This is a genomic window from Moorena sp. SIO3I6, from assembly GCF_010672095.1.
On the sequence record NZ_JAAHHU010000749.1, the window covers coordinates 1 to 2,300 of the forward strand.

2 protein-coding genes and 1 pseudogene are annotated in these 2,300 nt (G+C 42.9%); 2 read left to right on the forward strand and 1 reads right to left on the reverse strand.

Annotated features, from left to right (window positions below; all coding sequences use genetic code 11):
• Positions 1 to 119: 119 nt before the first annotated feature.
• Both F6K49_RS42210 and rpsU read left to right on the forward strand, forming a co-directional pair.
• On the forward strand, positions 120 to 425 hold the full coding sequence (locus F6K49_RS42210) for an RNA-binding protein (protein ID WP_075900939.1): 306 nt from the start codon (positions 120 to 122) through the stop codon (positions 423 to 425).
• 820 nt (positions 426 to 1,245) lie between these two features.
• Complete coding sequence (rpsU, locus tag F6K49_RS42215; protein ID WP_070394310.1) at positions 1,246 to 1,446, forward strand: 30S ribosomal protein S21; 201 nt, start codon at positions 1,246 to 1,248, stop codon at positions 1,444 to 1,446.
• 553 nt (positions 1,447 to 1,999) lie between these two features.
• Here the strand turns inward: rpsU and F6K49_RS42220 are convergent.
• Positions 2,000 to 2,300: pseudogene (locus tag F6K49_RS42220) on the reverse strand (hypothetical protein); the annotation flags it as partial.

Consider the following 2,300-nt stretch of genomic DNA (forward strand, 5'->3'; position numbering starts at 1 on the left):
GAGTATAGGTATCGGTTGCAGTTTTTGTTTTCAGTGTTGACAGGTTTCTTCTGTTTCATATTGCTAAGCATGCCTCCGAAATTTCTATCTCTACATAAATCAAATTTTGGAGATATTGTATGTCTGTCTACGTTGGTAACCTTGCACGTGAGGTGACAGAAGAGGATCTGAAATCTGTGTTTGAAGAATATGGCCAAATCAAGCGAATTCACATGCCCACCGATCGCGAAACAGGTCGCTTAAGGGGCTTTGCTTTTGTGGAAATGAACACAGAGGAGGAAGAAGCAAAGGCCATTGAAGAGCTTGATCGAGCTGAATGGATGGGGCGCGAGCTCAAAGTCAATAAAGCCAAGCCTCGGGAAAAAAGAAACTCATTTGGGGGCAATCGCGGCAGAGGTGATAACTTCGGTGCTCGTCGCTACTAAGCTCGCTTTGATCTAAATCAAAACCCAATTCTCTGGTCTGAGGACAGGGCAGGGGTTTTACCCCTGTCAAGTTCTACGCTGCGCGTCAGAATTTAGGGAGTAATCCTGGTAGGGTAAAGCAAACCCGAACTATAGTTGAAAGATACTAGTGTGCTTAGGATTGCTGTCTATAAGTGGATTGAAGGCATCTTAAACTCTTTGATTCAGACAAGTATGGACTTTTAAGACCTAGAGTAGGAAAACCCACATAGGTAGTGTTCAGATCGAGAATCACACTAGTTGTAGTGTGTGAGTTAACCAAAAATATCATTAATTCGGTATTGCTGAATCAAGGAATGAATATGAGTGGGGTCGGCATCCTGGCTGCCCGAAAATATTGAGAAGGGGCAAGATGCCCATTCCACAAAACTCTTCAAATCATTCCATTATTAAGCAAAGCCATTAATTCCACGGCTCATAGCTAAAGTCAGTTTTAAGCGATATATTGTAGCAAACTCTGCAGGCTGAAGCGTGGAAATAAACCATCACAGTTCCCTTGACAAGGAGTAAGGAAAAAATAAGGATTTGAGAGCTTGCTTTTGGCAGGCTAAATTCGGATTTCCTTGCCATAGACGAGTGCAGGCTATCCAGGTGCAATATTATGATTTTTAACGGACTTGAGATATGAGCCATTCGTTTTAAAAACTGGCCGGATGCCAACACCTTCCGTCAGTTGTAGGAGTTTTGTCAGTCAATCAGAGGTTTGCCCTGTCCTGTTCTTATGGGATGAATGATGACTTGTTATTCGACCACGGAAGCGATCAAAACAGGAGGACATTGAATGACCCAAGTGGTGGTTGGTGAAAATGAGCACTTAGAATCAGCCCTACGTCGATTTAAGCGAAAAGTCTCCCAAGCTGGCATCTTTGCTGATATGAAAAAGAATCGTCATTTTGAGACATTTGCACAAAAACGCAAACGTAAAGAAATTGCGAGACATCGGGAACGTCGAAGACTCCGAAACCGTAGAAGACGGTTCTAGCAGGGTAGATTCCTATATTAATTTTTTAGATCCACTCCGGTAGCATCGTTATTGTAAGGCGTGGGTAATAGGTAAGAGGTAATGGGTAATTGGCAATTGCGATTACTCCTGTACCATTACCGATTACCCCTTGCCTATTTCTGTTACCGATTACCCAAAACAACCTTCGATTATGAACACTACAAATGACAAACAACAAAAGCTTCAGGGGTGACATGCAAGCTAAAATCATTACTGGGTATTGCGTTCAGCCGATCTGTAACAAAAAGATACATGCTGTTTTGGCCTGACCTTGGACTTCGTTATAAGGGTTTGAGCTTGCCATTACATCATTCGTAGGGTCAATTTGCCAGTTTATCTTTCCTAAGACAACTGGAATCAAAGCCTTATCTAGTAAGCTTTTCAGGGCTCATGTCACCCCCTCAGGACAAAAGTGGACTTGATGTAACCTGATTTTTTGCTCAAGTTGTTAATGGCTGAGGATTCTTAGTCAGTAAATTTCGCAACCAGCGTCGAGTATTGGGAGAGAGTAGCCACATACCGAAGTACAAACCTATATCCATAGGTAGGGGTTTGCCACAGCGAATGGCTTCCCACAGAAGGGGAAAAATGCCTTCCACTCACAAGCATTGGCAGCTATTGAACTTACCTCTGTCAAGATAAAGGATGCGTAAGCACGGGGTCTGACTAAGTCTTGTACTTTTTGAATCCAGTTTAATGAATTCCGCCATTTAGTAGTTCTACTAAGACTAGAACGGTTGTCTCCTAAATACCACACTGACAATGGTTCAGTCACAAACTCAATTCCTACCTCTTCCAAAGTAGTGGCCCGTAACAGCCAGTCCCAATCTTCG

What these genes read in the sequence shown, in the direction of transcription:
- rpsU (WP_070394310.1), top strand. Translation starts at nt 1,246, where the DNA reads ATGACCCAAGTGGTGGTTGGTGAAAATGAGCACTTAGAATCAGCCCTA.
- F6K49_RS42210 (WP_075900939.1), top strand. Translation starts at nt 120, where the DNA reads ATGTCTGTCTACGTTGGTAACCTTGCACGTGAGGTGACAGAAGAGGAT.